This is a genomic window from Polaromonas sp. C04, from assembly GCF_002002705.1.
GTDB lineage: Bacteria > Pseudomonadota > Gammaproteobacteria > Burkholderiales > Burkholderiaceae_C > Rhodoferax_A.
Genome location: NZ_MUNS01000031.1, coordinates 146,998 through 167,873, shown reverse-complemented (window position 1 = coordinate 167,873; position 20,876 = coordinate 146,998). Strand labels below are relative to the sequence as shown.

Below are 20,876 nucleotides of genomic sequence, written 5' to 3'. Positions count from 1 at the left end.
TCTATTGCAAGCCGCCTTTTTTAATTGGACGTCAATACATGATGCCATCAGACTTGGTGGATTCCCAAAAGCACAAGGAGACCTCCATGCACAGTCCCACCCTCCAGCGCCGCCTATTGATCGCCTTGGCGATCGCTGCCCTGGCTCCGGCCGCGTTGAGCCAGACCTATCCGGACAAGCCGATCACGCTGGTAGTGCCCTATCCACCAGGCGCAGCAGTGGATCGGATGGGCCGCGCTCTGGCACTCGAACTTGCCAAACGATTGGGCAAGTCGGTCATTGTCGAGAATATCGGCGGCGCGTCGGGCACGATCGGGGCGATGAGGGTGAAGCGGTCGCCGCCCGATGGCTATACCCTGCTGCTTGGGTCCGTCAATGAACTACTGGTGGCTCCTGCTGTATTCAAGTCTGGGTATTCCTTCAAGGACTTCACGCCCATCGCCAAAAGTGCCCTCAACAGCACGGTGTTGGTGGCCAATCCGCGCTTGCAGGCCAACGACGTCGATCAATTGACTGATCTGGTCAAACATACCAAGGAGCCATTGCTGTGCGGTGCGACCGGCTCCGCGATGATGCAGACAATCGGTGGCGAGGCTATCGCCGGTGCCGCAGGCTTCAAGATAGAGAACATCGTCTACAAGGGGGGAGGCCCGTTGCTCAATGACCTGCTCGGCGGTCAGGTGATGGTCGGGACGATCGCGTTGACTTCCGCCCTGCCGATGATCCGGGACGGCAGGCTCAAGGCCCTGGGAATCATCTCGGAGCACCGTGACCCAACCGCGCCGCAGATTCCCACCGTCAACGAAGGCAAGGCGGTGAAGGGGGTATCTGCCGACCTCTGGTCTGGGCTGTTTGGCCCGGCCAATTTGCCGGCTCCCATCACCGCGCGCCTAGCGTCGGTAATGCGCGAAGTCCTCGCCGATCCCGCTTACCGGGAAGGCGAATTCAAGGCGGGTAGCGTCGTTGTAGACGCAGGCGATCCAAAAAGTTTCGCGACGTTCGTGCGGCAGGAGGCTGCTCGGCTGCAGCCCCTGCTGGCCAAGGTCAAGGCAGACTGATGGCACGCTTTGAACAGTTGGCGCTTCAGCGCACAGTAATCGCCGGCACAAACGAGATCCACTACGCCCAAGCAGGCGATGGACCGCCACTGGTTTTCGTTCACGGAGGAATGGGGGATTGGACATCGTGGGCCCCCCAATGGGAAGCATTTACCTCCCGCTTCCAATGTTTCACGTACAGCCGCCGCTATAGCAGCCCTAACAGGAATGAGATCAACAGTACCAGTCATTCGGTGCTTAACGAAGCCCAGGACCTGGCCGACTTGCTCGAAAGTTGGCTTGCCGAACCTGCGGTCCTCGTGGGTACTTCCTATGGCGCTTACACAGCGCTCCAGGTGGCACTGGCTTGGCCGCATAAGGTGAGAGCACTCGTCCTGACCGAGCCGCCCATCCTTCCGTTTGCCGACCGGGTTCCCGGGGGACGTGAGGCCCGTGTGCGCTTTGAGCGTGAGGTGCTCCAGCCATCCGACAGGTCATTCGCGGCGGGAATGCCCGAGGACGCGGTCCGGATCCTCACGGACGGAATCAACGGTAGCGCGGCGGGTGAAGCATCCACACCAGCGGGGCGCGCGCGACGCCTGCGCAATTCCGAGGCCATGCGCGCGCTCGCATTGTCCTCCAACGCCTACCCCGCACTTGACGAGACAGCGATGCACGCGTTGCGGGTGCCTACGCTCCTGCTTCAGGGTGACAGGACGTTGGACGTGCACCGTGCTACGACCGCCGCAGTGGCCGAACTGATGCCGAACGCCGAGTTCATGCAGGTGGCGGACAGTGGGCACGGCGTGCATCGTGACAACCCCGAAGAATTCAATCGAGTCGTACTGGGATTCCTTTCGAAGGAACTCCAATCGTAAGTTGACGAGGTTTCGTAGGGCACTCGAAGGCGCCTCGGGCTCATCCGGGCGCAGCCACCCACAGGCCTGAAGTTCACTACGCCTATCATCATGCTTGGGATGTCGGTTCCATTGAAGCAGCAGGTTGTCTTTCGTGTTGTGGCGCCTCTAGCGCTTCTCGTCACAACCAGATTGCTTGCTTGGGGCGCAGGATAGGCTTGGGACTGGCCCCCAATCACGCCGCCAACTGGGTCCCTTTTACCCCGCCATTCACTGAAGTTGTTTGCTGATGAAAAGTCGACATGACTGGCTTCGACTTTCCCCAGGTTGCCTTTGCGTTAACACGCCGACTGAGGTTGGCGCAGACTGTCGGCGTGTCGGCCACGAAAGCCCCGAAGATGCTCAACACCCCTTAGCAAATAGTCGCTGCTAAAAATCACTTCCAGGCCAATTGGCTCTTACGTTTTGGTTTTTCCCGTGCTCCACTGTTGCGCACGACGTCGACGCCAAATTGCTGACGATCAAGGCGTCGAGGTCAATGTCCGGTATGGAGCGACCAGTTCTGAAACCTCTACAGCCGCAGTCAGTCTTGAGCGGATCCTCTGCCGCGCATGTTGGCCGTCTGCTCCCGGTCGCCTCCCGCACGTCAGGCAAGCGCAAAGCGTCGATGTTAAGCAACAAAACGGTGGTCGCTCGGTCTTCCCTGTTCAAATTGTCCGCGCATGCCGGCCGACCCGTGTGCCCCCTGTGACGGATCTGATCTCCTGCTGATAGTGACTTGGCCCAAAGGCATATCCTCGCGGGACGGCCCGGATGCAGCAGATGATCCGCCGGCCAAATGGACCACGCATATCAGCCTGGGCCTCTTCTCGCAAACGATTCATCGGTACAAATTCATTATCCGGTATGGCTTTGGTATGGTGAGGTAGGTCATCGCAACGTATTGCTCAATGCCAAGACATCGGTCTCCAAGGCCCATTTCATACACTTCCGGGTCATCAGCAATATCAATCTCTTCACCCGTTTCAGGGTCTACAACTGCAAGCTTGATGGCGTCGAGATTATCGATAGGAACAATTTCCTTGAATGCTTCAAAAGCGCATCGCGCGGCCATGCTATCTTCTAAGTCGTCCGGCACGAATACTTGATAGAGGCCCGGGACGAGCAAGTCTTCTGGGTCCGCTCCAGCAATGTCCGAGGAGTTAATTGTGGCGTGTACGTATAAGTAGCGTCCGTCCGTGGGCACTGCATGCTTGGCATTGATGTCTCTTGCCGCATCGAGGAAAGACTTGGTTTTATCGTGCAATGTTGAATAAATGTTCATGTAAAGAAAGATTTGAAAGAATTGAATATCTATCGGTTGGCCAACTGATATTTCCATTTTCAGGTCTTTCCTCGAGGTCCGCAATCCAAAGAATGTGTTCTTTGGAGGAAATCTAAAAACATATTTTTGAAAGCATTAAAACCGGCCGGAGAACAAATTCTTTAGCTGTTTTTTTGCAACGCATATAGATTGATTCCATTGCCTTGGGATGCTTACGACGATTCGGATCGTGGAAAGTTGGGGGCCGGCCGCTGTGCGCTGCGACAAGTAGGTGTCTGCCGTCACAGTAAAGTAATTACAAGCGCGTGGGCGGCGCAACGACGCCAAGGCGCTAGGTTCAGCTCTCCATCATGGTGGGCAGCATCACGTCCGCCCAAAGATTGCCATCGCTGGTCGCATTTGTAATCGCGATGCTGGCCGTCCTTTTCATGAAATGAACCTGACTACGTCCATGGAACGAGTCATCGCCGCGATGCTCAAGGACCCCGAAGAGAGTTCGCCAAGGTGCCCAACCAGCATACGGAAGGCGCGTTCGCTCCTCGGGTGAAGGCTGGCTTGAACTGCCCCCTCGTTCCATCTTCTCAAGGCTTGACGCCACCTCAAGCCCCGGGGCGGTCCAGGGCCACTTTCAAAAGGAATAAAACTTCTACCTAGACCGGTTTCCACTTACTCATTTGCAGGAAACCCATGTCTAATTTTTCCAACAACCCCCTCCAATCCTTGCTTGACACCCGACCCGAAAACGACAGCGGCTTTCGCTCCGAGGTCTCGCAGGAGGCGCTCAATCGCGCACTGCAAAGTGCCGGACTGCCTGCTGGCGTGCCCCCCGAGCACGGAGCCTTCTTGCCGGCGCTGGTGGGGGACATGCGAGACCAGGCGGCAGCACAATCCGGCGGCCTGGCCTTGTTTGCGCTGTCGGGCAGCGACCTGCCGGGGCTCATTCCGCCGGGTTTGAGCGACTATGTGGTCTGGTACTTCACTCTGCCGTCGCAGATGAAAGACGCCATTGCCGAGTTGCTGACGGCGACCTTGGATTGCTTTGGGAACTTGACTGGGGACCCCTGGAGGAATGCCGTCTTCTTGGGACTGGTCACGCAAACGCAGCTGTCGCAGGGGTATCGACAGGACGGTACCAAGCCGCCGTCCCTGTGTTTCACCCAGGAGGGCACCTCCTTGTCCCGGGCGTGCAGGCAGGGCTGCGTTCTGGTGGTGTTCGACTGCGCCGGAGCGTTGCATCTGCGGGGCATTCCCATGGGCGAGAACATGATTCTCGGCCTGCAAGGATGCGAGGGGAGCTCCTTTCAGCGGCCCAGCAGGATTTATGCCTGGAAATATCTCCAGGAGCGCACGCGGGCGGTGGAGGAAACCGGTCACGACCCCGAGGGCCCGCCCGCCGGCGGTAACCACATCGTGACGGTGTATTCGCCAACGCAGGGCCAGGGCGCTGTGCGCCAGGCGTTGCCCGCGCATGTCATGCAACGTATGCCCCGTATCCGATGGTGTGGCATCGAGGATGCTGCCATCGGTCGGCTGAGGAAGGTCACCCACTTCCTGGAGGGCGCTCAGAGAGACGACGACCGCGTATACCTGAAAAATACCGTGGTACGGGAATTCCATGATGCCCTGGAATCTGAGCCCCTTGGCGCATGGGTCGAGCAGGTGGCCTTGCGCGAGGACAGCAGCAAGTCGTGCTATGTGCTGGTGCTGCAAGTCGGCTCCCAAGTGTGCGTGGTTGCGATGGACGTGGCGGACGAGCGGTTTCAGCAAGCGTATCGAATCTGGGCCGAAAAAGGGGCCTGCCCGCTGGCACTGGAAAATCTGAGGAACGGACGCATCGTGACCCGCGAAGTCGCCTGGCCTTCGGATTTCACCGGCAAGAGCGCCGCCGTCGGAAGCACGCATCCCCAAGCACGCCTGCCGGGCCGCGACCTGTCCGGCGACCCGGCCGTGTGGGCGCTGGTCGAGACGATTGGTGCTGCCGATGGGGAGCGCCTGGTTTGCTATAGCTGCGATGCAGTGGATGAGCACGATTGGGCCAATGCGTCCTAGAGCCGCTTGAAGGTTCGGCTTCCCCCGAACCGCCCGCAGGACAGGCCCATCGCGGACGGTGTTCCGGGCGATGGCGGACACCCTGCGCTAGCGTCCTGAGTGACGGTGGCAATCGAATCCCAACTGTCCGCGATGGCGCTGGACTGAAGCGATTCGGCATGGGTTAAACGGCGTTGGCGAGCTTTCTCATAGACTCGCCTTTGAGGGCCATCTTGTGTTTTCCGTACACACGGAAGTCAAGACGCTGCGCAAGCATTACTTCCAGCCGCGCGCTGCGAAGCAGGCAGCTACGCTCGCTGGAAAGGCCTCGGGGAGGAACATCCGAGTGTAGTGGTTGCCGAAGGGGGCCTTCCATATAAACAGCCTCTATATACGAGACTTCCCAACTATGAAGGACCTGAAATGGACACCGTGTGCCGCCGCATCGAAGTCAGCGATATCGTCAAACGAACCTTGCTCGATGTATTCACCACCCGCATTGCTCACCTCATTGCGGACGCCACTCCCGAGCACGCGAGGGACGGGAGCCTGTATGCAAGCAAGGAGAACGTTGTTTTTGCGTTAATACACAAGCATGTTATGGAGTTCTGCGCCGAATGGATGCTGGAGGAGGAAAGCGGCCTTGACCTGCTGGATGAGTGCGTTCCCAGGCTTTTTGGAGTGGCGGACAAACTCGGCCCCCACATGAAAGAACCTCGGCAGGCGCTGGAAGCCGCGTGGACAGGCGCAATGAACGCAGCGCGCGACGCCCTTGCCGATGCGGCTGGCGGCGCTGGGATGTGACCGAAGGCTAAACATTTCTCCCTAGACCAATCGCGGGCATCCCGTCCGCGATTGCGACTCCAAGGAGAAAGAAGTGTTCGAAAACAGTATTTCCAAGACAGCCGAGCATTCGGTCTACCTTACTGCGGCCGATGTCGCCCATCTTCTGCGTATCAGCTTGCGCACGCTGCACTCCCACGTCAAGCACAGGCGCGTGCCCAGCCCTATCTGGCTTGGGGGGAAGCGGCTTTGGGCGGCACAGGTCATTCACGACTTCCTCGGGGCGGCAAGGAATCACAAGCGCCGTTGAACTCGTGCACATGCCGTCAAGTGAGTGCGTAATTCCTCTAACCAATCAGCAGCAATTTGTCATGCATTCCGTCTCCGCCGACCTCACCCCCACCAGTTGAGTCTTGCTGGTATAGCGCCCCCTCATCTGAGGTTCTCCTGGAAATTGTTTCGTCCCAACTGGAGGATGCGCTCGATCTCCTTGGGATGGCGCTGGAAACGTATATTCTTGACGACGACGGCTGTGACGAAGCGAGGGAAGCAAACCCCTCTGGTCCGGCGGAGCCATGCCTTGCAGGTCCTCCTCCGCGCCCGCAACGCTCGCGCCACGCTGCGCTTGACCCCAAGCAATGCACATGCGGACGGCGTCCACGCGTGATGCGGAGCATCCAGATTCCGGCGTCCGCGCGCGGCCAAGACCCGGTCCCAGCCTTGGGGGCGAAACGAAAGTAGAGGGTCGGTGCAGTAGGTGGCTTTGGGGGCCACCAAGGCAGCCGCTCAGACGACTGCCGCAGGAGTAACGTGAAGCGCCTTCGCTGCCGCTTCCGACCCCACCAACACGGCCACGTGCTTCCTGGCCGCCGTGAACGACGGCAAATTCAACGAGCACAAAGCCGGAAGGCCCGGAACCACTTGCGATGCATGGGTGAACCAAGCCCGCGCAGAGGCAGCCGTGGTCGCCTTATCCTTGTACCTGCACAGGGTCTGGAACAGCAACCGTTCTTCGAGGGGAAGCGTGACGTTCCTGTAGACCAGGTCGATGCGGCCTTGGCTGCGAGCAAGGTCGAGCAACTTGCGAGTCGAGCCGTCACGCAGATTGAACAGGAAATACAAGGCAACGCCGCCAACAAGTAGCGCCAAGCCTCCGGTCGGAGTGGCGGAGCTCCCTGAGAGAACGAAGTCCATCCAGTCCGTTTCGGATGTGCCCAGACATGACCCTTCGAACAAGGTGGGAAGCGCGACCAAGACCCGGTGACGACCTGCGGTGTGGAGGGGCGACACGGGCTCACTGGTGAGGAGGCCCACGGTTAGCTCCACGTTGGCGGAGAAAGGAAGCGCGAAGATATGTGCTGACACGATGAACTCCTGAAAAGTAAAAGGAAGGGAATAAGGTGTAGCCCACGAGGTTTATCCGTCGGCGAACACCGGTGAACGCAGAGGAGGGCGCCGGGCACCCTGCTCTCATTCGTCTAGGTAGCTTGGCAGTTTAGGAAGGGCCGCAATTTCGTACGCACGGGCCGCCTGCGCGGCTACCAATGCTTCGTCGAACTTATTTGGAGGCACTGGCTCTTGCATTGAGTCAAGCACTGATTTCGAATAGTCGTAGCGGCCGCGCAATTGGTTAAAGTCAGCCACTTCCGCTTCGTCATGATCGTACGAACCATCCTGTCTCACCTGGCTAGTGCGGTACACCTCGACCAACGCCAGAGTCATCGCATCATGGGCGGTGTCGTAGGCTGCAATTTCCTCAGGACTAGAGTATTTCTTTGTGGTCATGTTGATATTTGCCCCGGGCCGGTGGATTGCGATGCGCAAAGTGGCAACCGCTGCGTCATGTGAGTAGTCCATTTAGACTCATCAAGTTTTCAAATCACCGTGAGTCGTACTTCCTGTGAAGAGACCGGCTCATTTGACAGCCCGAATTGTTGCGGGCAAGTCAGCGACATCGTCTAAATTCACCGCAATCGGCGGAAGCCAGCGAAGTTCGAATTTTCTGTCACGCGTGGCGATTTCACTCCCATCCTCCCGCTTCAATGGACCTGACAGAAAACCGTGCCAGTGTGCACGGCGGATATGGCCGCGCAGCCCATTGCGGGGCTCGCCATGTCCGGAACTGGCCACCTGATTGGCTTTGCGAAGCGCAGCACCTAAGCGAACGCCTACGTCCCAAGTCGTCACCCGGTTGGGGGGGAACAGTCGCCAACCACCGCCCTTGACTCGCGTTGGAGCCGGATGACTGGGCGTTCGCAAGCGGTCACCAATCTCTGATGCCTGGCTACACACGTAGAGCACGAGCGAAAGCAACTGCTCATGAATGGCTACCAATTGCGGCATATCGTCTGACATGTCGAATTTGGGTAGGCCATGCCGTTGTGATTCTGCGAAAACCCTTTCGATGGCTTCCTTGAGAGGCCATTGGCCCAGATGCAAAATGATGGGAGAGAGATAATCATCAGCGTCGGTCAACATACGCAATTCATGTCGACCGTCGTTCATGTCATACTCGAGATGCACCCACACACCGTGCAGTTGATCGCCTCCCCAAGCTAGGCCCGGCGTCTCAATATAAATGCACCATTCGGGCAAGTGATAAAGAACATCGCAAGGAATATCGCGTTCCACCGGGGTGTCTTTTACGGCATCGAAGACCGTAGGGTCGAACCGGTAGATACCTTGGGTGACCCGCCATGCGCCGAGAGCGCCCAGGCGTGACACGTCGCCCACCTTATCGAGTCCAAGCGGAATCATGCTCCCCTTACTGACTATGGCGTAGGTTCCGGCGAGGGGAAAAAAGCACCAATCAGGCCAGGTGGGCAGGCCCTTACCTCGGTCAGCGCGGAATTCGTCTATTTGCTTCCAGGCATCGGGATATTCCCGCGCAATTGCAACTAACGCGTTGCGAGGACGACAGGCGTTGCTATCAAGCTTGGTCATTTTTGAAAACTTTCAATTACAGAAGTGAGGAAATCAGTAACCCGGGTATCTTGAAGCTGACTGGGTTTGTTTGCACGAGGCGTCATCTAAAGCCTTTCATACTGTCGCTTTTTTCATCATCACTTCCAGTATCTATTTAAGATACCCAAGTAATGAACTTGAGTACGGGATATTTCGAGCGTTTAGCAGTATCAAGTAATCTCAATGTTGCTGATTATCTCATGTGTTGATTTACCAAAGTCAACAGATTTATGCGTCCGTCTGATGTCGACTCCAGATTGAGAGGAATCCAATATCGCGCCAGCATTTAATAATATTATTAATATCTTTTAAAAAATTACGGACAATAAGTAATCAAAATAATGAAGTTTCAAAGAATTACATTGGCACTGCTTTGGCGTAGTGGCCTTGCCGGTGGTGGCAGTGGTCTGCTGGGTATGCCAGGCCATGAATTGAGCCAAATTCCGTTGGCACCGCTGTGGTATGAAGGCCGTTTTGGGCACTACATCGTTACGGTTTCGAGAGTCTGGTAAGCGTACCGGCGCCCAGAACTTTCAACGTTGAAAGTTCTGGCGTGGAGCGTCCGGGTGCATCTTGCGGCGCCTCAGCCAAATGACCGGCACCGACTTTCAGCGCTGAAAGTTTTTGCTGCGCCATCGATACGTTACATGCAGTTACGCATCAGTGCAATGTCGGACGTTGACTTTGAACGCTGAAAGTCGTCAGGGGGCCTTCCACGGAACGGATACGCGTTCTCGATGACACCGACGCAGAAGTCAATGATTTTGGCGCTCGTGCTTGTTTTAAGCTCCAAGCTGACGGAGCCGCGACGATGGAAGGCCAGGTCGTGGGCGTGACTGCTAATGACGCGGTGGCATGGTGACGCCCCTGATTGCAGCCAAGGCTCGGCACAAAATTCGCCTGACGGGTATCGGCGCGCCAAAAAAGAAGCACAACCCTTCGGTCAGCGGCCAGCCGTCAAAGGATAATCTGTCGACCCGGGTGTTTGGCAAGTAGCCTTGGCCGACCCGCAAACTTATAACCTATCTGGCCCCAGCCTTGACAAGCACCGTGCACTAGTCCGGCTTCGACTGGACCGAGAATAGGGCGCGTTCGCAACTGGACAGGCAGACGCTGCCGAGCCGCTTGCTACTAGGGATGAATCAAGTCCACTAGTACTGAAACTGCATGAATCGCGCCAACGCTCCCTATAATGAATGACTTTGAGCGTGCAGGCGGACGGAGCGTCATTGGAAAGACGCTTTGGGCTCGACGAATGCCGGGATAGCCGAACCTCAGGATTACCTCAATAGGGCTGACTGCAGCAGCCCCTTCGTCAACTACTGCGCCGACGCCCTTCTGAATCGAGCGGGCAGCGCCATTCTGTCCATCAACCGCGCGAGAGCGACATCGAGTCTTGGTCTCGTGGCCTCGGCGTCGAACGACCTTGCCCTCGCCAACCGGTTTGTAGCCACCTCGAAAGAGATTGCGACGCCCAACAGCATGCTCGCAAGCTCGCTGAAGGCTTGAGCCTAGGTTTATCTGAAGGCACTCCCCTGCTTTGCCGACATTTAAACACACATGACTCACGACTCGTGAGTTCTGTCTCTTTAGACCGTTGAATAGGTTTTAGGCCATCTCATGGATTTTAGAAATCTGCCACCATTGAGAATTGCGATTGACCATTGACCGGCCAACTGTGTTGATTTTGCCGAAATCGCAGAAGTTTCTATCGCTGTTTGTGAATGGAATCACATTTTCGACCAAATAGGGCATTGCGCCATATGCGATTCAAGGTTCAAATTGCGCTTGCTTCTGCAGGAGCACCAATTTATCTAAACTAAATTCGCCTCAAGGCGATATTTTTAGATTCGATAATGATTTTAGATTTTAAAGGATTTTTATGTATACTTCACAAAGTAACGCTAATCGGGTGCCTGACAGTAGCGCGACTCAATTCAGCCTGACGATTAATGGAGCCGAGCTCCACATTCATTGCTGCCAGCCAAGTGAGTGGGCAATTGGCCAGTACCGACGAGCGCTTGCCCAATTTGCCTTGTTGGAACGGGAAGGAGTGGCGTATTTTCTCAGCAACTTCGGCGACATTGGGTGGATGGAGGCACCGTTTCACGCGGCCATCAATCCCCAACAGGTGGCCGGTGTACCTCCTGAGTTTGTTGCGGGGCGCCATCATATCGGTCTCCTTGTGAAACTGCGGGACTCAAATTCGCATGCCAGCTACGGGGGGCGCTTCGTGACTCTCAGCAAGCCGCTGTCTGCGCGACTGGTTGACGTCGCCAAAGAGCAATTGGCGACGCCGATAAGTACGCATGAGTATGAAATGCGTATTCAGCGCGCGTTTTCGCTGTTGACGCCGTCGCAAATGGCCAGTATGGCAACGCTGCAGTGACAGGGAGGGGAGGGCGAACCGGCTGCCAATGAGCCCTCGATGCAGGAAGTGAAGGGAGCAGATGACGTTGGACAACGGGCTGCGGTCCAAGCCTTTGAACATATCTCCCGTCTCAGCGGGCACACGTCCAGCCAACGCGCAGATTCAGTCACGCCAGGAGCAAGAGAGCTCAGTCGACATCTGATTGCGGACGCCCAAGCAACCGGGTGGAGTGAACTTAGGCTGCAAGGCACGCGGTATCCGGTTCACCCCAAGATTGAGGGCAGCAACTTGACGTGCCGGCTTTACCTGCCCTGCCGCATCGGGGAGAGAGCAAAGACTGCCATCCTAATTGCTGTCGCGCTCGATGCAGTCAAAGGGCAGAGCTGCTGGACTGACGTTCACGCCGCGGTCGGCGCACTGACCACCGCGACGAGTGCCAACCGGCCGCCATCGCAACCCTGGATTGCGGCTATGCCGATGTTCGATGAGTTCCTTCCGGGAATCCAAGAACGTAGGTTTGCGGAGCTGTTGAAGATGATGCGGTGGGCCGGAGGGTTTGAACGCTGCCTTGGCTTCGGGTTCGCAGATTGGTTTGTGGGCAATTAGCCAAGCGAGAGAACGCGGTCGGGTCAAACTCAGGTGTTGCGCGTCGTGATGCAATATGTCGCCAGAACCTGCTCGCAACCCCTTACTTGAACCATGCTTTCGAAGGAATCGGTGTTATTCACGAAGACTTCACGAGCGAAGGGGCGCGGCAATCGTGACGGTGGATAGAACTTTCGGCGCTGAAAGTTCACGGAATGGGCACCGAATCGGGCGGCTATGCATGCGCCATGACGCTCCCCCAAAAACGAATATTGCTGGCCCTCGCTCTTTGCCTCAGCGCCGGGCTGACAGTCGCCTCAACCATTGAGGGCCGCGTTGTGGGCGTGGCAGATGGCGACACCGTGACCGTGCTGGATGCAGGCAAGGTGGTGCAGCACAAAGTCCATCTGACGGGAATTGACGCCTCAGAAAAGGCGCGGCCGTTCGGCCGACGCGCCAAGCAGAATTTGTCAAACTGGGTGTTTGGCAAGCAGTTGCAGGTCGAAACGAACAAGAGCGACCTGTATGGGCGCGCGCTTGGCAACGTGATGGCCGGATGTAATTGACGCCAATTTGGAGCATGTCAAGGCAGGATTCGCGTAGCACTTCATGCCCGAGGCCTTGGCGGCGGTGTTTCCGGCCACCACGCTGCAGACCTGTATCGTGCATCTGATTCGCAACTCCCTGGCCTATGCCAGCTGGAAGGACCGCAAGCTGCTGGCCGCGGCGATCCGGCCGATCTACACGGCCACCAATGCCGAAGCGGCGCAGGCCGAGCTCGATGCCTTCGAGGCTGGCCCCTGGGGCCAGAAGTTCCCCACCGTGGTGGCCGCCTGGCGCCGGGCCTGGAGCCATGTGCTCCCGTTCTTCGTGTTTCCGCCCCAAATCAGACGAGTGATCTACACGACCAACGCGATCGAGAGCGTCAATGCGAGGCTGCGCAAGATCATCAAGACAAGAGGCCACTTCCCCAGCGACGATGCGGCCTCCAAGCTGATCTGGCTGGCCCTGCGAAACATCACGGCCGATTGGGGCCGTGCGGCCAAAGACTGGAAGGAGGCGATGAACCAATTTGCGATCCTCTATGAAGATCGTTTCACGAAGGTTGCCGCTTAAGATGTGGCACCGACTTGCCCACCGCGGCGTGCGTTCGTCGCAAGCGACGCCCGCCGCCGTGGACAAGTCTACTCAGCGCCTTGAACACAAAAATTCGGACAGCCCCGGGCGCAGCCGACTTCTTCACAGCACAACACAAATTCTTCTTGCTATCCGGGAGGCATCCATATAAGACCTCCATGCACCGCACCACCCTCCAGCGACGTCGCCTATTGATTGGGTTGGCGATCGCTGCCCTGGCTCCCGCCGCGTTGAGTCAGACTTATCCGGACAAGCCGATCACGCTGGTAGCGCCCTATCCACCAGGCGCAGCAGTGGATCGGATGGGCCGCGCTCTGGCACTCGAACTTGCCAAACGCTTGGGCAAGTCGGTCATTGTCGAGAATATCGGCGGCGCTTCGGGCACGATCGGGGCGATGAGGGTCAAGCGGTCGCCGCCCGATGGCTATACCCTGCTGCTCGGGTCCGTCAATGAACTACTGGTGGCTCCTGCTGTATTCAAGTCTGGGTATTCCTTCAAGGACTTCACGCCCATCGCCAAAAGTGCCCTCAACAGCACGTTATTGGTGGCCAACGGGCGCAATGACTGTCGAAATCGACGCCACTTTGCTGACGGGCAGGGACTGAGGTGAATGTCGGGTATCGAGCGAGCGTTTCGGGAAATCCTATGTCAACTAACCCTGCGATGCAGACGACAGCGGTATTTTGGACCGCTTCTCGATGCCGCCTTAGTTGACCGTGAGGTCTTCCGGCGTCTTGCATAAGCATTCACTAAACCACCCTGGCGTAGGCTGCGGTAGACACTCAATGCATACCACAGCCGATGTCTGATATGACGTCAAATTACCGCAGTATCCCTGCGAAGAATGCAGCCAATTCGTCAAAGCCATCCAATGGCAAGACGTGCGCGACATACTGATCGGGGCGAACCACCACCATACAGCCCTTGTCTCGGTTGACCCCACGCATGTCGAAAATATCTCCGGCACCTTTGTGGTCGACGCAGAATGCCTTTTCATGGTCTTGCAAACCGAGTTTGCCGGTTTTTGGCTTAAGCAGGGAAGGCATGCTTTCGTAGGCCAACTGATCAAAGGTTTGCTGGAACACTGCGCGAAAGTCGATTACAGCGTCAATGTCTTCGTCTTTGCGGGTGTGCCTGACAATCGGGGAACTTGCGTTGGTTTCCAGCCAGTCAGCGAGCCTGTGTATCGATGAGCCCGAGTTTGAACTGTCGGCCTTGCCAGCGAAAGCATAGATTCGCCAGCGCGCGTCTGCCTCGGCGGCATGGCCAAGCTGCATTTGTTTGGCATCCGACAAACGCACCACCGGCGCCGAGTGGAAGCGCCGGCCAATCGCCTCCCCGGTGGCAAGCGCCTGATGCGTACCGCCGCCGAAAAGCGTTGACTGGTCATATTTCACCGCGATGCCACCAGTGAACTCCAGATTCTTTTTGAACTGGCGAATGATGCGCGGTTCTTCGGTGCCATCCCGCTCGGCCTGGGTGGTCGGTGCCGACATAATCCGTGCCCACTCGTGGTCAGTCTCAACCAGTCTTTTGGCCTCGGTCAGCCGTTCCTTAGAGTAACTGCGCAGCAGGCTGGCGTCAGCCCTGCCCTGGAGCACGTGCACCAGCTTCCAGCCAAGGTTGAAGGTATCTTGCATCGAAACGTTCATCCCCTGACCCGCTTTGGGAGAGTGGGTGTGACAGGCATCTCCTGCAGTAAATACGCGGGGATTGCGGTCTTCGCCTTCCGGTACGTCGTCAAATTTATCGGTTATGCTGTGCCCGATATCGTAGATAGACCACCAGACCACCTCCTTCACCTCGATGGTGTAGGGACGAATAATGCGGTTCGCGGCGGCAATCATGTCCTCTTGGGTGAACTTGCGATGGGCTGCTTTTTCATCCGGTTTGAGCTTGTCGAGTTCGACATACATCCGAAATATATAGCCACCCTCGCGAGGCAGAATCAGCACATTGCCTTCATTGGCGGAAGAGATCAGACACTTCTGCCGCACATCGGGAAAATCGGTATTGGCCAGGATGTCCATCACACCCCAGGCTTGATGCGCGGCATCCCCGTGCAGTTCCCCTCCAATGGCCTTACGGACCGCTGAGTGTGCGCCATCGCAACCGACCACATACTTTGCCCGTACAGTTCGCGTTGCCCACCAGTTCACGCCGCTCGCGTCTTTCAATGTCACCGTTACGGGGTAATCGTCCGTCGTGGAGTCGATCGTCAAACCCACAATTTCCCAGCTGTAATCCGGCTCAAGCCGCGACGGTGAATTCCGCATGACTTCCAGAAACAGCTCGTGAAGCCGCGCCTGATTAATCAGGATGTGCGGCATTTCCGAGCTGTCGTCGGCCACGTCTTGCACTCGGCCAACCCGGTTGATGTGCTCAGGGTTAACTGGATCTGGCATCCAGAAATTAGTCTGGTTTACCCAGTACGTCTCGCGTTTGACCTTATCGGCAAATCCGAAGGCCTGAAACATCTCCATGGTGCGCGTGTTAATGCCGTCCGCCTTGCCCTTGATGATATTGCTGGGCATGCGCTCAACAATCATCGTCTTGATCTCAGGGAACTGCGACAACTGCGCTGCCAGGCACAGACCGGCCGGTCCGGTGCCGGCAATGAGCACGTCGACTTTCTCTGGCAGCGGTTCGTTGGGGCCTCGGTTACGCCGGTTCGGCGCTGCTTCTTTGATGTCAGGGTTACCGCCCCTGAAGCCATTTTTATAAAACTGCATCACTTGTCTCCAAAAATTAAAAACAGCACCTGAAATTCGACCAATGATAACTAGTAACTGTACTTATTAGTCTTTATCAAGATAGTAAATATGATCGACGCTTCATGACATGGATCAGTGCTTTTCCCCTTGTAATTACGTAAGCTTGTGAGTTGCTAAAAGAGGAGCACTCCAACATGCCAAATCTTGAATGGTCTGACGCCCTGGCGCTCGACCTGCCCGCCATGGACGACACACACCGCGAATTTGTCGATCTGCTAGCCCTGGTCGAAGCCGCCCACGACGAGACGCTGCTGGCGCACTGGCGCACGCTGGTAGACCATACCGGCGAGCACTTCGGCCGCGAAGACCAGTGGATGCAAGCGACGCGATTTTCCTCCTCCAACTGCCACAGCGTGCAGCATCGGGTGGTGCTGCAGGTGATGCGCGAAGGCATCAGCCGCGCCGAGGCTGGCGATCCGGGCGCCGTGCGCCAGATGGCGCGCGAACTCGCCATCTGGTTTCCTCGACACGCCCAGTCCATGGACGCTGCACTGGCCCTGCATCTGCGCAACATTGGTTATGACCCCGCGACCGGCGCAGTCACCTTGCCCGACGCTCTGCCGCAGGCCATCATCCATGGCTGCGGCGGCGCTACCTGCTCCGACAGCGAACGCATTGAATCCGCGGTCCAGGCGGCATGAACACCACCCCGGCAAACGTCATGGATCCGGCTCACGCGGACGCCGCAACGCACCACCGCTGGTACGAAGACATCCAGGCGCTGCTCGCCGGCACCCTGTTTGTCGCCTTGGGCGTGGTGATGTTCGGTCAGGCCGGGCTGTTGACCGGAGGCACGGCCGGTATCGCCTTCTTGATCCACTACGCCACGGGCGTAAGCTTCAGCCTGGTATTTTTTGTGATCAACCTGCCCTTTTATGTTTTCGCATGGAAACGCATGGGCGCCGCATTTGCAGTCAAGACCTTTGCCGCCGTGGGCCTGTTGTCACTCTTTACCCATTTCCTGCCGCAGGGGCTGACCTTTGACTATCTGTCACCCTTTCTGGCGACGGTTCTGGGCGGGCTGCTTTGCGGCACCGGCATGCTCATCCTGTTTCGCCATCGCGCCAGCCTGGGAGGCCTGAACGTGCTGGTGCTGTACCTTCAGGAGCGAATGGGCTGGCGCGCCGGCAAGGTACAGATGGCGATGGACGGGTTGATCGTGCTCGGCGCGCTGATGGTGGCCGACGGCGAACGCGTGGCACTGTCCGTGCTGGGCGCCGTGGTGCTGAATATGACGCTCGCCATCAACCACCGCCCCGGCCGCTACATGGCACTTTAAACCTCACGATCGGCATCAACGCGGCATAATTTGCTATGAAGGTGATAGCCTCTTACGCTGATAATGGGTTTCATTTCTACGGCGATCTTTGCTTCATTTGCAACACTCCTTCTGTTCAAACAGTTTTAGCGTGTTGCATCGACCGGTTGGATCCGCCCTGCAGTCCTGTCGACCGGGGCCTTGCGCTGACCGGCTGGAGGAGACTGATTGCGGTTGTAGAGGTTTCAGAACTGGTCGCTCCATACCGGACATTGACCTCGACGCCTTGATCGGCAGCAATTTGGCGTCGACTACGTGCGCAACTTTGGGGCACGGGAAAAGCCACAACGTAAGTGCCAATTTGCCTGGAAGTGATTTCTAGGGGCGGCTATTTGCAAACGGGGTGGAGCATCTTCGGGACTTTCGTGGCCGCCACGCTGACAGTCTGCGCCAAGCTCAGACGGAGTGGTAACGCAAAGGCAACCTGGGCAAAATCGAAGCCAATCAATGTCGACTTTTCATCAGCAAACAACTTCAGTGAATGGCGGCGTAAAAGGGACCCAGTGGGCGGCGTGATTGGGGGCCAGTCCCAAGCGTATCCTGCGCCCCAAGAATGCGGCCTAGTGCAGTGCGCCACTCTGTTCTGTACTTATCCCGCGGCGGCAGTCAAGGCCGCCTTTGCCCGAGTAACTTTGGCCAGGATGTCGCAGGCGCTGGCGGTCCAGATGAACGGTTTGGGATCGATGTTGTGGTGGGCGACATACAAATCGATGGCCATCTCCAATTCCGCCACGCTGGTGAAACTGTCGCGCCGGATGCGCTTGTCGGTAATGTCGCGAAAGAAGCGCTCGACCATGTTCAGCCACGACGCGCTGGTGGGTGTGAAGTGCATGACGAAGCGCGGGTGCCGCGCCAGCCACTGCTGCACATCGGGGTGGCTGTGCGTGGCGTAGTTGTCCACGATCAGATGCAGGCTCAGATGCTTGGGCGTGCGGCGCTCGATGAGCCGCAGGAACTTGAGCCACTCGCCGTGGCGGTGCCGCGGCTGGCACATCGAGATCACGCTGCCGTCCAGCGTGTTGAGGGCTGCAAACAACGTGGTCGTGCCGTGGCGCTTGTAGTCGTGGGTGACGGTGCCAGCACGCCCGCGCTTCATCGGCAGTCCCGGCTGCGTGCGGTTCAAGGCCTGGATCTGACTCTTCTCGTCGCAGCTGAGCACCAGCGCATGCTCGGGCGGGTTCATGTACAGGCCCACCACGTCCAGCAACTTGTCCTGGAAGCGAGGATCGCTCGACAGCTTGAAGCCGCGACTCAGGTGCGGCTTGAGGCCATGGCTGTGCCAAACGCGGCGGATGGTCGTGGCACCCGTTCCAAGATGCTCGGCCAGTGTGCGGGTGCTCCAGTGGGTGGCGTTGACTGGTCTCTCATGCAACGTGGCATGCACGATGCGCGACTCCATCTGCGCCGTGACCGTGGCGGGCCGACCTGCGCGCGGAGCATCCTTGCGAAGCGCATCGATGCCGCCGTCCAGAAAGCGCTGGCGCCACAGCGCCACTTGCCGGCGATCGAGCCCCGCCTCGACCGCGATGTCCTTGTTCTGCCAGCCCTGGGCGGCCAGCAAGACCACGAGCGCGCGCTGCTGAAGCCGGGCCTCCACTCGCCGGCGTTTGGCCAACACACGAAGCTCCCGCTCGGTGCGCTCATCCAGTTCAATTGTCTTGGCAATCCGCATCGCTCCAACCTCCTGAGCGATTGGAGTATGCCGACTCAAATAGGTTCTATTACTTCACGCGCACTGCACTAGTTATGACGAGATGCGCTGGAGGCGCCATAACACGAAAGATCACCTACTGCTTCAATGGAACCGACATTCCACGCATGACGATTGGCGTAGTGCGCTTCGGGCCTGTGCGTGACCGCGCCCGCATGGGCCGGGGGCGCCTTCGAGTGCCCTACGTAAGCTCGTCAACTTGCGAGTCTAGTTCCGTCGAAAGGAATCGCAGTACGACTCGATTGAATTCGTCGGGGTTGTCGCGATGCACGCCATGCCCACTGTCCGCTACCTGCATTAACTCGGCGTACGGCATCAGTTTGGCCACCGCGGCGGTCGTAGCGCGGTGCATATCTAACGTCCTGTCACCCTGCAGCAGGAGCGTAGGCACCCGCAACGCATGCATCGCTGTCTCGTCAAGTGCGGGATAGGCATTCGAGGACAACGCGAGCGCGCGCATGGCCTTGGAATTGCGCAGACGTCGCTCGCGCCCCGCTGGTGGCCTCCTCAACGAGACTGACAAGTGGACCGTTCTCGGACAGGATTGCTCGCTCGCCCGAACCCAGGTGGGCGTCTACGCGGCCAGCGGGGTGCCGCCTATTCTGAAGGACCCCGACTCGTATCCCGGCATGCGCGACTGGATCGAGCCTCGGCGTGTGTTCGATTTCATCGATGCGGGTACGGCAGGGGCCGCACAAGAACGCAAGCTCGGTCGGCCCGTCTTTGCCCAGAATGCGCGCCACATCTCGCAACTGCTCGAAGATCGTCTTCAGGCGCTCGAGACTACTGGAACCAAGAGCGCCCAGGCCACGATCCATGTGATTTGCGGACTGGCCGGCGGCACGGGCAGCGGCTTCGTTGCCGATACCATCGCCCAGCTTCACAGGCTACGTCCGCGAACTACCGCATCCTGGTGTACGCGCTGGTGCCGGACGAGGGCTCGACTTGGGCCAAGTCCGTGGCTGGATTCGGGACCTACTACGCCAACGGATCTGCCGCTCTGTCTGAGCTCAACGCGATGGCCGCGCGGCGGTATCGCCCCGTCTACGTGCCTCGATGGATCTCGGCTGGAGGCGTCCAAGTTCTTCAATGGTTGGAGAGGATGCCGACGTCTTTGCTCCGTCGCAGCGCCTGGAACGTTCGGATCATCTTTACACGATGGCCAACCACGTACTTTGGCAGGGAGGTCGAGCAGAACGCATACCAAGTCGTCCCCAAAAAGCGCGCTCAAAAAACTACCCCCGTCAGTGGGCCTTTTCTCTCGATCTCAAGAAAAGTTGTGTTCATGGCGCCCGCGCAGCCCTACATGGATTAATAGCCGCTTCATCATCGTCCCACTTCGGAGCGAGGGACCGGCTGAACCACAAGGAACTGACCGCACCATGAAATTTGACGATGAAAAGCTTGCCGCGCAATTTACCAGCGTCTTCACTAGCCTTGGAACCAAGAGTTGGCACACGATGCTTCACCAAGGCGGAAAGTTCGAACTCGATTTTGTGACCCGCTCAGCGAGGCTCTTCCCGGGTCAGACGCTCCCAAGGCCGCAGGTCATGCAAGATATGGCAACTAACGCCACCGTCAGGATTGCGATTCCTATCGGCCTGGATGACTCCGATGTCGCTCGATTGGACGGCTCCGACGTCGCAATCATTCGCGAACGCTTCCAAGCCGAAGTCGGTGCCTGGATTCGAGTCATTCGCTATATCGAGAAGGACTTGGCCAAGCAAAAGCCGGCCAAGTACGTCATTTGTATGCCACGACGGGTGGCGGAAGAGATTCAAAGCCAACTTATGCGAGGCGAGCGTCGTATGCCGTATTGAGGCGACCAAACGACGCGGTAACGAGACGAAAGGCCTCGCACGAGAGGCCTTTGCTCGGCTCGCTGTGCCGCGAAAACTACACCGCGGGTTGAGGCTAAGCCGGATTCGTCGACTCGCACTGCTACGGCACGACGATGTAGAGGGAATCCAGGCCGCGATGTGAACG

Annotated in this window: 19 protein-coding genes and 2 pseudogenes; 15 read left to right on the top strand and 6 right to left on the bottom strand. The window is 57.9% G+C overall.

Annotated features, from left to right (window positions below; genetic code table 11):
* The first annotated feature begins 86 nt into the window (after positions 1-86).
* The gene (locus B0E49_RS11690) at positions 87-1,058 is read left to right on the top strand and encodes a tripartite tricarboxylate transporter substrate binding protein (protein ID WP_168175047.1); all 972 of its coding nucleotides are present in this window, start codon (positions 87-89) and stop codon (positions 1,056-1,058) included.
* Positions 1,058-1,915 (top strand): alpha/beta fold hydrolase, encoded by an 858-nt coding sequence (locus B0E49_RS11685; protein ID WP_077562378.1) that lies wholly within the window; start codon positions 1,058-1,060, stop codon positions 1,913-1,915. The genes B0E49_RS11690 and B0E49_RS11685 overlap by 1 nt, the downstream gene beginning before the upstream one ends.
* Positions 1,916-2,774: 859 nt before the next feature.
* Here B0E49_RS11685 and B0E49_RS11680 read toward each other — a convergent pair.
* Positions 2,775-3,275, bottom strand: coding sequence for a hypothetical protein (locus B0E49_RS11680; RefSeq protein WP_077562377.1), 501 nt, complete (start codon positions 3,273-3,275; stop codon positions 2,775-2,777).
* A 630-nt stretch (positions 3,276-3,905) separates the two neighbouring features.
* Between B0E49_RS11680 and B0E49_RS11675 the strand changes: the two genes are divergently transcribed.
* The 3 genes from B0E49_RS11675 to B0E49_RS11665 all read left to right on the top strand — a co-directional run bounded on the left by B0E49_RS11675 (position 3,906) and on the right by B0E49_RS11665 (position 6,339).
* The gene (locus B0E49_RS11675; RefSeq protein WP_077562376.1) at positions 3,906-5,267 is read left to right on the top strand and encodes a hypothetical protein; all 1,362 of its coding nucleotides are present in this window, start codon (positions 3,906-3,908) and stop codon (positions 5,265-5,267) included.
* A 402-nt stretch (positions 5,268-5,669) separates the two neighbouring features.
* A complete protein-coding gene (locus B0E49_RS11670; RefSeq protein ID WP_077562375.1) occupies positions 5,670-6,050 on the top strand; it encodes a hypothetical protein in 381 nt (126 codons plus the stop codon).
* Between the two features lie 73 nt (positions 6,051-6,123).
* A complete protein-coding gene (locus B0E49_RS11665; protein ID WP_077562374.1) occupies positions 6,124-6,339 on the top strand; it encodes a helix-turn-helix transcriptional regulator in 216 nt (71 codons plus the stop codon).
* Between the two features lie 476 nt (positions 6,340-6,815).
* Here B0E49_RS11665 and B0E49_RS11655 read toward each other — a convergent pair whose 3' ends face one another.
* The 3 genes from B0E49_RS11655 to B0E49_RS11645 all read right to left on the bottom strand — a co-directional run bounded on the left by B0E49_RS11655 (position 6,816) and on the right by B0E49_RS11645 (position 8,972).
* Positions 6,816-7,394 (bottom strand): hypothetical protein, encoded by a 579-nt coding sequence (locus B0E49_RS11655; protein WP_077562372.1) that lies wholly within the window; start codon positions 7,392-7,394, stop codon positions 6,816-6,818.
* 105 nt (positions 7,395-7,499) lie between these two features.
* A complete protein-coding gene (locus tag B0E49_RS11650) occupies positions 7,500-7,886 on the bottom strand; it encodes a hypothetical protein (RefSeq protein WP_077562371.1) in 387 nt (128 codons plus the stop codon).
* Positions 7,887-7,943: 57 nt separating this feature from the next.
* Positions 7,944-8,972, bottom strand: coding sequence for an AcrVA2 family anti-CRISPR protein (locus tag B0E49_RS11645; protein ID WP_077562370.1), 1,029 nt, complete (start codon positions 8,970-8,972; stop codon positions 7,944-7,946).
* Between the two features lie 876 nt (positions 8,973-9,848).
* On the opposite strand from B0E49_RS11645, the gene B0E49_RS20205 reads away from it, so the two are divergent.
* The 6 genes and pseudogenes from B0E49_RS20205 to B0E49_RS11615 all read left to right on the top strand — a co-directional run bounded on the left by B0E49_RS20205 (position 9,849) and on the right by B0E49_RS11615 (position 13,697).
* Entirely contained in the window at positions 9,849-9,989 is a 141-nt protein-coding gene (locus B0E49_RS20205) for a thermonuclease family protein (protein WP_144264536.1), read from the top strand.
* Between the two features lie 246 nt (positions 9,990-10,235).
* Positions 10,236-10,502 (top strand): hypothetical protein, encoded by a 267-nt coding sequence (locus B0E49_RS11640; RefSeq protein ID WP_077562369.1) that lies wholly within the window; start codon positions 10,236-10,238, stop codon positions 10,500-10,502.
* Between the two features lie 373 nt (positions 10,503-10,875).
* Positions 10,876-11,382, top strand: coding sequence for a hypothetical protein (locus B0E49_RS11635; RefSeq protein WP_144264535.1), 507 nt, complete (start codon positions 10,876-10,878; stop codon positions 11,380-11,382).
* Positions 11,383-12,164: 782 nt separating this feature from the next.
* Entirely contained in the window at positions 12,165-12,515 is a 351-nt protein-coding gene (locus B0E49_RS11625) for a thermonuclease family protein (RefSeq protein ID WP_286137952.1), read from the top strand.
* A gap of 43 nt (positions 12,516-12,558) precedes the next feature.
* Positions 12,559-13,065, top strand: a pseudogene (locus B0E49_RS11620) (transposase); the annotation flags it as partial.
* Between the two features lie 179 nt (positions 13,066-13,244).
* Positions 13,245-13,697, top strand: coding sequence for a tripartite tricarboxylate transporter substrate-binding protein (locus B0E49_RS11615; protein WP_077562366.1), 453 nt, complete (start codon positions 13,245-13,247; stop codon positions 13,695-13,697).
* Between the two features lie 211 nt (positions 13,698-13,908).
* Here the strand turns inward: B0E49_RS11615 and B0E49_RS11610 are convergent, their stop codons facing one another.
* A complete protein-coding gene (locus B0E49_RS11610; RefSeq protein WP_077562365.1) occupies positions 13,909-15,819 on the bottom strand; it encodes an FAD-dependent monooxygenase in 1,911 nt (636 codons plus the stop codon).
* Between the two features lie 176 nt (positions 15,820-15,995).
* On the opposite strand from B0E49_RS11610, the gene B0E49_RS11605 reads away from it, so the two are divergent.
* Complete coding sequence (locus B0E49_RS11605; protein ID WP_077562364.1) at positions 15,996-16,502, top strand: hemerythrin domain-containing protein; 507 nt, start codon at positions 15,996-15,998, stop codon at positions 16,500-16,502.
* Positions 16,499-17,140 carry a YitT family protein gene (locus tag B0E49_RS11600; protein WP_077562363.1) on the top strand — a complete coding sequence of 214 codons (642 nt, stop codon included), beginning with the start codon at positions 16,499-16,501 and terminating at the stop codon, positions 17,138-17,140. The genes B0E49_RS11605 and B0E49_RS11600 overlap by 4 nt, the downstream gene beginning before the upstream one ends.
* A gap of 628 nt (positions 17,141-17,768) precedes the next feature.
* On the opposite strand, the gene B0E49_RS11595 is transcribed toward B0E49_RS11600, so the two are convergent.
* Entirely contained in the window at positions 17,769-18,851 is a 1,083-nt protein-coding gene (locus B0E49_RS11595; RefSeq protein ID WP_077562362.1) for an IS630 family transposase, read from the bottom strand.
* 497 nt (positions 18,852-19,348) lie between these two features.
* Here B0E49_RS11595 and B0E49_RS21025 point away from each other — a divergent pair.
* Positions 19,349-19,771: pseudogene (locus B0E49_RS21025) on the top strand (tubulin-like doman-containing protein); the annotation flags it as partial.
* A 501-nt stretch (positions 19,772-20,272) separates the two neighbouring features.
* Positions 20,273-20,710, top strand: a complete 438-nt coding sequence (locus B0E49_RS20905; protein ID WP_286137950.1) for a hypothetical protein — start codon at positions 20,273-20,275, stop codon at positions 20,708-20,710.
* Positions 20,711-20,876 lie beyond the last annotated feature (166 nt).

Bases quoted from the DNA above. Each gene is read 5' to 3' on its own strand.
- B0E49_RS11690 (WP_168175047.1), top strand. From the start codon at position 87: ATGCACAGTCCCACCCTCCAGCGCCGCCTATTGATCGCCTTGGCGATC.
- B0E49_RS11685 (WP_077562378.1), top strand. From the start codon at position 1,058: ATGGCACGCTTTGAACAGTTGGCGCTTCAGCGCACAGTAATCGCCGGC.
- B0E49_RS11680 (WP_077562377.1), bottom strand. From the start codon at position 3,275: ATGGAAATATCAGTTGGCCAACCGATAGATATTCAATTCTTTCAAATC.
- B0E49_RS11675 (WP_077562376.1), top strand. From the start codon at position 3,906: ATGTCTAATTTTTCCAACAACCCCCTCCAATCCTTGCTTGACACCCGA.
- B0E49_RS11670 (WP_077562375.1), top strand. From the start codon at position 5,670: ATGGACACCGTGTGCCGCCGCATCGAAGTCAGCGATATCGTCAAACGA.
- B0E49_RS11650 (WP_077562371.1), bottom strand. From the start codon at position 7,886: ATGGACTACTCACATGACGCAGCGGTTGCCACTTTGCGCATCGCAATC.
- B0E49_RS11645 (WP_077562370.1), bottom strand. From the start codon at position 8,972: ATGACCAAGCTTGATAGCAACGCCTGTCGTCCTCGCAACGCGTTAGTT.
- B0E49_RS20205 (WP_144264536.1), top strand. From the start codon at position 9,849: ATGGTGACGCCCCTGATTGCAGCCAAGGCTCGGCACAAAATTCGCCTG.
- B0E49_RS11635 (WP_144264535.1), top strand. From the start codon at position 10,876: ATGTATACTTCACAAAGTAACGCTAATCGGGTGCCTGACAGTAGCGCG.
- B0E49_RS11625 (WP_286137952.1), top strand. From the start codon at position 12,165: ATGGGCACCGAATCGGGCGGCTATGCATGCGCCATGACGCTCCCCCAA.
- B0E49_RS11615 (WP_077562366.1), top strand. From the start codon at position 13,245: ATGCACCGCACCACCCTCCAGCGACGTCGCCTATTGATTGGGTTGGCG.
- B0E49_RS11610 (WP_077562365.1), bottom strand. From the start codon at position 15,819: ATGCAGTTTTATAAAAATGGCTTCAGGGGCGGTAACCCTGACATCAAA.
- B0E49_RS11605 (WP_077562364.1), top strand. From the start codon at position 15,996: ATGCCAAATCTTGAATGGTCTGACGCCCTGGCGCTCGACCTGCCCGCC.
- B0E49_RS11600 (WP_077562363.1), top strand. From the start codon at position 16,499: ATGAACACCACCCCGGCAAACGTCATGGATCCGGCTCACGCGGACGCC.
- B0E49_RS11595 (WP_077562362.1), bottom strand. From the start codon at position 18,851: ATGCGGATTGCCAAGACAATTGAACTGGATGAGCGCACCGAGCGGGAG.
- B0E49_RS20905 (WP_286137950.1), top strand. From the start codon at position 20,273: ATGAAATTTGACGATGAAAAGCTTGCCGCGCAATTTACCAGCGTCTTC.